Source organism: Curtobacterium sp. LFS084, assembly GCF_047977705.1.
In the GTDB taxonomy this organism is placed as follows: Bacteria; Actinomycetota; Actinomycetes; order Actinomycetales; family Microbacteriaceae; genus Curtobacterium.
Genome location: NZ_JBFPFM010000068.1, coordinates 1 through 7,336, shown reverse-complemented (window position 1 = coordinate 7,336; position 7,336 = coordinate 1). Strand labels below are relative to the sequence as shown.

The 7,336-nt window shown below is 71.7% G+C and carries 4 protein-coding genes; 3 read left to right on the top strand and 1 reads right to left on the bottom strand.

Annotated elements, in window-relative coordinates; translation table 11 throughout:
* Positions 1-129: 129 nt before the first annotated feature.
* Positions 130-453, bottom strand: a complete 324-nt coding sequence (locus tag ACNQOV_RS17905) for a hypothetical protein (RefSeq protein ID WP_022907375.1) — start codon at positions 451-453, stop codon at positions 130-132.
* Positions 454-582: 129 nt separating this feature from the next.
* Here ACNQOV_RS17905 and glgX point away from each other — a divergent pair, with 129 nt between their 5' ends.
* The 3 genes from glgX to treZ are packed head-to-tail and all read left to right on the top strand — an operon-like array spanning position 583 to position 7,114.
* A complete protein-coding gene (glgX, locus tag ACNQOV_RS17900) occupies positions 583-2,820 on the top strand; it encodes a glycogen debranching protein GlgX (protein WP_022907374.1) in 2,238 nt (745 codons plus the stop codon).
* Complete coding sequence (treY, locus tag ACNQOV_RS17895; protein ID WP_416396255.1) at positions 2,817-5,363, top strand: malto-oligosyltrehalose synthase; 2,547 nt, start codon at positions 2,817-2,819, stop codon at positions 5,361-5,363. Before glgX ends, treY begins: the two co-directional genes overlap by 4 nt.
* Positions 5,360-7,114: a malto-oligosyltrehalose trehalohydrolase gene (gene treZ / locus ACNQOV_RS17890; protein WP_416396253.1), complete on the top strand. Its 1,755-nt coding sequence runs from the start codon at positions 5,360-5,362 to the stop codon at positions 7,112-7,114. The genes treY and treZ overlap by 4 nt, the downstream gene beginning before the upstream one ends.
* Positions 7,115-7,336: the final 222 nt, after the last annotated feature.

The following is a 7,336-nucleotide window of genomic DNA, read 5'->3' as shown; positions in this document are numbered from 1 at the left end:
GGGGTCCCCCGATCCCCCTTGGGCCACCACCAACCAAACCGCGGGCCGCGCGGGTGTGCCGCACCGCCCCCCCCCGCCCCAGGGGCGGGGGGGGGCGCCCCCCCCCCCCGCCTCCTGTCCGTCAGGACGTCACTTCTTGAGGACGCGGACCAGCTTGCGGAGGACCGTCCCGGTGACCCAGATGACCGGGACGCTCACCGCGAGGAGGGAGATCAGGTTCGGCTCGAACTCGAGGTCCTTGCCCGGTCGGCGGACGTACGCGCCGATCGGGATCGAGACGGCACCGCCGCCCCCGCCGCCGCTCTCGTCGCCGTCCCCGCCGCCACCGAAGCCGAACCAGCCGAGGGACACCGGGATGAGGGTCTGGTCACCGACCTCGACCGGCTCCCCGTAGTTCGTGGTGACGCCGGCGGGGCGCACCTTCTCTGCGATCTGCGTCACGATGTTGGCCATGGCCCGGAGGCTACTCGCCGGTTCCTCCACAGGCTGCGGTCCGAGCGGATCCGTCCACCGTGAGGGCTTGTCTGCGGACGTGGAGGACCCGCGCCGATATGTTGGCGTGACCCACCACTGGAGGACCGTTTGCACACCTGGCCCGGCAACCCGTACCCGCTCGGGGCGACCTACGACGGGAGCGGCACGAACTTCGCCCTCTTCAGCGAGGTCGCCGAACGCGTGGAACTCTGTCTCTTCGACGACGACGGGAACGAACAGTGCATCGACCTCGTCGAGGTCGACGCGTACGTCTGGCACGCGTACCTCCCGAACGTCGGACCGGGCCAGCAGTACGGCTTCCGCGTCCACGGCGAGTACGCCCCCGACAAGGGCCTCCGCGCGAACCCGAAGAAGCTCCTGCTCGACCCGTACGCCAAGGCGACCAGCGGCGACATCGACTGGGACCAGGCGCTCTTCTCGTACACGTTCGGCGACCCGGACTCGACGAACGACGACGACTCGGCGGCCCACATGATGAAGGGCGTAGTCATCAACCCGTTCTTCGACTGGCAGGGCGACCGGGCGCCGCGCATCCCCTACGGCGAGACCGTCATCTACGAGGCGCACGTCAAGGGCCTCACCGAGACGCACCCCGACGTGCCCGAGGAGCAGCGCGGCACCTACGCCGGCGTCGCACACCCGGCGGTCATCGCGCACCTGCAGCGGCTCGGCGTCACCACGCTCGAACTCATGCCCGTGCACCAGTTCGTGAACGACTCGACGCTGCAGGAGAAGGGGCTGTCGAACTACTGGGGCTACAACACCATCGGGTTCTTCGCGCCGCACTCGCACTACTCGTCGTCGGGTGACCACGGCCAGCAGGTGCAGGAGTTCAAGGCGATGGTCCGCGAGCTGCACCGGGCCGGCATCGAGGTCGTCCTCGACGTCGTCTACAACCACACGGCCGAGGGGAACCACCTCGGCCCGACGCTGTCCTTCCGCGGCATCGACAACGCGGCGTACTACCGCCTCGTCGACGACGACAAGCGGTACTACATGGACACCACCGGCACGGGCAACTCGCTCAACGTCGGCCACCCGCACTCGCTGCAGCTGATCATGGACTCGCTGCGCTACTGGGTGACCGAGATGCACGTCGACGGCTTCCGCTTCGACCTCGCCGCGGCCCTCGCCCGCGAGTTCTACGAGGTCGACCGGCTGGCGGCCTTCTTCGAACTCGTCCAGCAGGACCCGATCGTGTCGCAGGTGAAGCTCATCGCCGAGCCGTGGGACGTCGGTCCCGGCGGCTACCAGGTCGGCAACTTCCCGCCGCAGTGGTCCGAGTGGAACGGCAAGTACCGCGACACGGTGCGCGACTTCTGGCGTGGCGAGCCCTCGACGCTCGGTGAGTTCGCCTCGCGCATCTCCGGCTCCGCTGACCTCTACGAGCACGACGGCCGAACGCCCAAGGCGAGCATCAACTTCATCACCGCGCACGACGGCTTCACGCTGTACGACCTCGTCGCCTACAACGAGAAGCACAACGACGCCAACGGCGAGGACAACAACGACGGCGAGAGCCACAACCGCTCCTGGAACTCCGGCGTCGAGGGCCCGACCGATGACCCGGACGTGAACGCCCTGCGGCTGCAGCGCCGCCGGAACTTCCTGGCGACCCTGCTGCTCAGCCAGGGCGTGCCGATGATCGCGCACGGCGACGAGCTCGGACGCACGCAGTCCGGCAACAACAACGTCTACGCGCAGGACTCCGCGATCAGCTGGATCGACTGGGAGGCCGCCGACGACGACCTCGTCCAGTTCACGGCCGACGTCGTGAAGCTCCGGCACGACCACCCGACGTTCCGCCGCACGCGGTACTTCAACGGGCGTCCGGTCCGCCGCGGGCAGGACGAACCGCTGCCGGACGTCGTGTGGCTCACACCCTCCGGTGACGCGATGGAACCCGAGGACTGGGACTCCGGCTTCGGCAAGAGCGTCGGCATGTACCTGAACGGCAACGGGATCCGCGGGCGCGACTCCCGCGGCGAGCGCGTCACCGACGTCGGGTTCATCACCTACTTCAACGCGCACGACGACACCGTGACGTTCACCCTCCCACCCGAGGAGTACTCACCGGGCTGGACGGTCCGGATCGACACGGCCGAGCCCGGTGCGCGCGACGACGTCCTCGACGCCGGCACCCCGCTCGACGTCCCCGCGCGCTCGATGATCGTGCTGCGCGCCGAGCCGGACCACGAGGTCACGGTGACCCCGGTGGACACCGACGCACGCCGACCGGCCACGGCGGCACCGCAGGACGCCGTCACGCCGATCAACCCCGCCGGTGCCACGGCTCCCTCCGCCACGAGCGGCGGCCAGCAGTGACCGCGCGTCGGGTCCCCACGTCGACGTACCGGCTGCAGGTCACGCCGGACTTCGACCTGGGCGCCGCACGGGACGTCGTCGACTACGTGCGCGACCTCGGTGCCGACTGGCTCTACCTGTCGCCCGTGCTCCAGGCCGAGCCGGGCTCGCAGCACGGGTACGACGTCGTCGATCACACCAGGGTCGACGCCGAACGCGGCGGGGACGAAGCGCTCCGTGCACTCGCCGAGGCCGCGCACGCCGTCGGGCTCGGTGTCCTCGTCGACGTCGTGCCGAACCACGTCGGTGTGGCCACGCCCGCGTCGAACCCGTGGTGGTGGTCCGTGCTCGAACAGGGCCAGAGCTCCCCCGTCGCGTGGGCGTTCGACGTCGACTGGGACGCCGGCGACGGCAAGCTGCGCGTGCCGGTGCTCGACGACCGGCTGCTCGACGCGGTCGAACTCCGCGACGGCCGGCTGTACCTCGGCGACACCGCGTACCCGACCGCACCCGGGACGGTGCACGACGGCGACTCGGTGGCGGACGTCCACGCGCGACAGCACTACGAGTTCGTGCACTGGAAGCGCGCCGACCACGAGCTGAACTACCGACGCTTCTTCGCGGTGAACACGCTCGCGGCGATCCGGGTCGAGGAGCCCGAGGTGTTCGCGGCGTCCCACAGCACGATCGGGGCGTGGTTCCGCGACGGCCTCGTGGACGGGCTCCGCATCGACCACCCCGACGGCCTGTACGACCCCGCCGGGTACCTGCAGGACCTCGCGGCGCTCACCGACGGCGCGTACACGCTCGTCGAGAAGATCCTCGAGCCGGGCGAGGAACTGCCGTCCAGCTGGCCGGTCGACGGCACCACCGGCTACGACGCCCTCGGGGTGCTCGACCGCGTGTTCGTCGACCCGGCGGGCGAGGCGTCCCTGACCGCGGCGTCCGGGGCCGAACCGACCGACTGGCAGCGGCTGACGCACGACACCCGTCGTGGCATCGCGGACGGCATCCTCGGCAGCGAGGTCGAGCGGCTCGCCCGGCTGCTCGGCCCGGGTACCGGCGGCGCCGCGTCCGCACCGCTCCCCCACGAGCGGATCGTCGACGCGGTCGCCGAGGTCGTCGCGTCGTTCGACGTCTACCGGACCTACCTGCCCGAGGGCGCCCACCACCTCATCGCCGCGCTCGAGCGTGCCGCTGTGGCACGGCCGGACCTCGGCGACGTGATCGACCGGATCGCGCCCGCGCTCGTCGACCCGGCGAACGCGGCGGCGATCCGCCTGCAGCAGACGAGCGGCATGGTGATGGCGAAGGGCGTCGAGGACACCGCGTTCTACCGGACGTCCCGCCTGACGTCCCTGAGCGAGGTCGGCGGCGACCCGAGCGTGTTCTCGGTCTCGGTCGACGACTTCCACCAGGCGCAGCGTGACCGCCTCGGCAGCTGGCCGCACACCATGACGACCCTCACCACGCACGACACCAAGCGCAGCGAGGACACCCGTGCGCGGATCGCCGTGCTGGCCGAGCTCGGGCCGGAGTGGGCGAGCACGCTCGCGCGGCTGCAGTCACTCGCGCCGCTCGACGACGCCGTCTTCGCCGACCTGCTCTGGCAGGCGATCGTGGGCGCCCGTCCGGCCAGCCGGGAACGGCTGCACGCCTACGCCGAGAAGGCGTCGCGCGAGGCCGGCGACAGCACCACGTGGACGGCGCCGGACGAGGACTTCGAACGCCGGATGCACGCACTCGTCGACGCCGCGTTCGACGACCCGGCCGTCGTCGCCGTCCTCGACGCCCTCGACGAACGGATCGATGCCGCGGGGTGGTCGAACGGCCTCGGGCAGAAGCTCGTGCAGCTCACCGCACCGGGCGTCCCGGACGTCTACCAGGGCACCGAGTCCTGGGACCGGTCCCTCGTCGACCCGGACAACCGCCGGCCGGTGGACTACACCGAGCGTCGGCACGTCCTGGCCGAGCTCGACGGGCCGGACGACGACGGGCCGGAACAGCTGCCCTCCGTCGGGCGGGACGGCCGGGCGAAGCTCCTCGTGACGAGTCGTGCGCTCCGCGTGCGGCGCGACCACCCGGAGCTCTTCACCCGCTACCTCGCGCTCGAGGCGACCGGCAGCGCGGCGGACCACGTGCTCGCCTTCGACCGCGGGGGTGCGATCACGATCGCGACGCGCCTGCCGATCGGCCTCGAGCGCGTCGGCGGATGGGGGGACACCCTCGTGCACGCCGTGCCGACGGACCGCGTCGACCTGCTCACCGGCCGCCGGGTCCCCGCCGACCGGGGCATCGCCCTCGCCGACCTGCTCACCGACTACCCGGTGGCGTTGCTCGTGCCGGCTCACGTGGCCGAGGCGACCGACCACGGCACCGAGGCGAACGCCCACGGCACCGAGGCGAACGCCCACGGCACCGCGGCGGGCGACGGCACCGCGGCGACCCACGGCACCGGTGTCGCCGCCGGTCCCGACACCACCGACGCGCCTGCCGCTGCCGCTGCCGCTGCCGACGAATCCGACGCGCAGGCCGAGATCGACATCCTGGAGGGTCACGCATGACCGCACCCGACCGCTACGCCGTCTGGGCGCCCACACCGGAGCGCGTGCGCCTCGTGGTCGACGACACGGAGTACCCGCTGACCCGCGGCGACGACGACTGGTGGACGACCGACCGGATCGCCCCCGTCGTGGGTGCCCGCTACGGCTTCCGCATCGGGGACGACGACGCCGTGCGACCCGACCCGCGCAGCCGGTTCCAGCCCGATGGGGTGCACGGCCCGTCCGAGGTCGTCGACCCGGCGCGGTTCTCGTGGACGGACGACGCCTGGACCGGGCGTCCGGCCCGCGGCGGCGTCATCTACGAGATGCACGTCGGCACCTACACGCCCGAGGGCACGCTGGACGCCGCCGCGGCGAAGCTCGACCACCTCGTCGAGCTCGGCGTGGAGTTCGTCGAACTCCTGCCCGTCAACGCGGTGAACGGCGAGTGGAACTGGGGCTACGACGGCGTCGGCTGGTTCGCGGTGCACGCGCCGTACGGCGGACCGGACGCGTACGACCGCTTCGTCGACCGCGCGCACGCCCTCGGTCTCGGCGTCATCCAGGACGTCGTCTACAACCACCTCGGACCGAGCGGCAACTACCTGCCGCTGTACGGGCCGTACCTGCTCGCGGGGCTCGGCAACACCTGGGGTGACTCGGTGAACGTCGAGCACCCCGAGGTCCGGCGCTACGTGCTCGACAACGTGCGGATGTGGTTCCGTGACCACCACGTCGACGGGCTGCGGCTCGACGCCGTGCACGCCCTGCGGGACACCTCCCGGCCGCACCTGCTGCAGGCGATGGCCTCCGAGACGGACGCGTACTCGGCGTTCGTCGGGCGGCCGCTGTCGCTCATCGCGGAGTCCGACCTCAACGACCCGATCATGTTCCGCTCGCAGGACGCCGCGGGCTACGGACTCGCCGGGCAGTGGTCGGACGACTTCCACCACGCCGTGCACGTCGCCCTGACCGGTGAGACGAACGGGTACTACGGCGACTTCGCTCGCCTCTCGGCACTGGCGAAGGTGCTCGAGCACGGCTTCTTCCACGACGGCACGTGGTCGTCGTTCCGGCGGAAGCGGCACGGACGGCCCATCGACCGCGGGACCTCGCCGGCCACAGCGCTCGTCGTGGCGAACCAGAACCACGACCAGATCGGCAACCGCGCGACCGGCGACCGGCTCGCCGCGAGCCTGACCGACGAGGGCCTCGTGATCGCCGCCGCGCTGACGCTGCTCGGCCCCTTCACGCCGATGCTCTTCATGGGCGAGGAGTTCGCTGCCTCGACCCCGTGGCAGTTCTTCACGTCGCACCCCGAACCGGAGCTCGGCAAGGCCACCGCCGAGGGGCGCATCACGGAGTTCGCGGAGCACGGCTGGGACGAGTCCGCCGTGCCGGACCCGCAGGACCCGACGACGTTCACGAACTCGAAGCTCGACTGGTCGGACGTCGAGTCCGAGCGGGGGGCGGCGATCCTCCGGGCCTACCGGGTGCTCGTCGCGCTGCGGCGGACCGACGAGGCCTTCGTCGACCAGCGCTACGAAGCGAACGCCGTGCGGTTCAGCGAGGACCGCCGGTGGCTCGTCCTGACCCGCGGGCTGCTCGGACCCGACGCCCGCCCGGTGCACGTCGTGGTGAACTTCCTCGACGACGCGGCCGAGGTGCCCGTGCCGGGCGCCACGGGCGAGGAGCTCTACCGCTTCGGCGAGGCGGACGTCCAGACGGCCTGTGTCCGCTTCGCGGGGCGCGGTGTGGTCGTGCTGCGCTGACCGCTGCCGTTGCCTGACCGGACGGCCCGTGGCGACACCGCCGCGGGCCGTCCGTCTGCGTGCGAAGCACCGCGGGCCGTCCGTCTGCGTGCGACGCCCCGCTGACACGACGACGACGCCCCGCGGACGCGACGACACGGCCGACGGGACTCGTCGCGGTGACGGACAGTCGCGATGACGGACAGCGCCATGACGGACAGGAGGCGCGGTGCCAGCTGGCAC

Excerpts from the sequence above, each read along its gene's own strand:
- ACNQOV_RS17905 (WP_022907375.1), bottom strand. The coding sequence starts at position 453 with ATGGCCAACATCGTGACGCAGATCGCAGAGAAGGTGCGCCCCGCCGGC.
- treZ (WP_416396253.1), top strand. The coding sequence starts at position 5,360 with ATGACCGCACCCGACCGCTACGCCGTCTGGGCGCCCACACCGGAGCGC.